This window comes from Bartonella sp. AA81SXKL (genome assembly GCF_042196945.1).
In the GTDB taxonomy this organism is placed as follows: Bacteria; Pseudomonadota; Alphaproteobacteria; order Rhizobiales; family Rhizobiaceae; genus Bartonella.
This window is the reverse complement of record NZ_JBHIRH010000132.1, coordinates 1-960: the sequence shown is the minus strand read 5'-3', so window position 1 is coordinate 960 and position 960 is coordinate 1. Positions and strand designations below refer to the sequence as shown.

The 960-nt window shown below is 40.4% G+C and carries 1 protein-coding gene and 1 pseudogene; both read right to left on the bottom strand.

Annotated elements, in window-relative coordinates; all coding sequences use genetic code 11:
- Positions 1 to 397: helix-turn-helix domain-containing protein (locus ACFINZ_RS10075; protein ID WP_375701437.1), on the bottom strand; the 397-nt coding region annotated here is incomplete at its 3' end.
- A 171-nt stretch (positions 398 to 568) separates the two neighbouring features.
- Positions 569 to 960: pseudogene (locus tag ACFINZ_RS10070) on the bottom strand (helix-turn-helix domain-containing protein).

Here is a 960-nt window from a genome sequence, read left to right as displayed (position 1 = left end):
ATGTGCTCTTCTTTACTTGCGATCCCTTCATCACAGCAATACAAGACGTCTTCTTTTGTTGAGAGACCAGAATAAAAAAGGAAATGGGAACATTAAGAATGTCGGCAATCTCCTGTAAACGCCCAGCTCCTATACGATTAGAGCCTTTTTCATATTTTTGGATTTGTTGAAAAGTCACCCCTAACTGGCTGCCTAATTGCTTTTGCGACATTCCAAGCATTGTTCTTTTAAAGCGAATTTTTCTGCCTATCGAAATATCGTTAAAGTGTGGATTTTTAGCTTTCACTTCAAGCTCCCCTGCCGGTTGCGAGCGCCTCTTATGCGTATTCCGGGAGTCTGAAAGTACTGAGTTCGAATCAGCTTTTTTTGCTTTTAGTGCTAGAGCGCACCTGGACATAGCAAAAACTCCCGGAATCTCGCGATACTTATAAAGCAGGCTAATGTTTCATCTTGGATTTTCAGGCTTTGGGTTTCACCATTCAACCACACTGTACGACGAGAACCCTAGTGCTTGTTCATAAAATAATTTCTGGAGACCAGCAATAAAATTTAAAACAGTGTTTTTATCTCATGAGACAATCAAACACAAAATTGCTTTCTGCTTTTTAGGTTTGAGCTCTCTAAAACTTTTCAAAAGGATGTGCTCTTCTTTACTTGCGATCCCTTCATCACAGCAATACAAGACGTCTTCTTTTGTTGAGAGACCAGAATAAAAAAGGAAATGGGAACATTAAGAATGTCGGCAATCTCCTGTAAACGCCCAGCTCCTATACGATTAGAGCCTTTTTCATATTTTTGGATTTGTTGAAAAGTCACCCCTAACTGACTGCCTAATTTCTTTTGCGACATTCCCAGCATTGTTCTTTTAAAGCGAATTTTTCTGCCTATCGAAATGTCGTTAAAGTGTGGATTTTTAGCTTTCACTTCAAGCTCCCCTGCCGGTTGCGAGCGCCCTCGCAT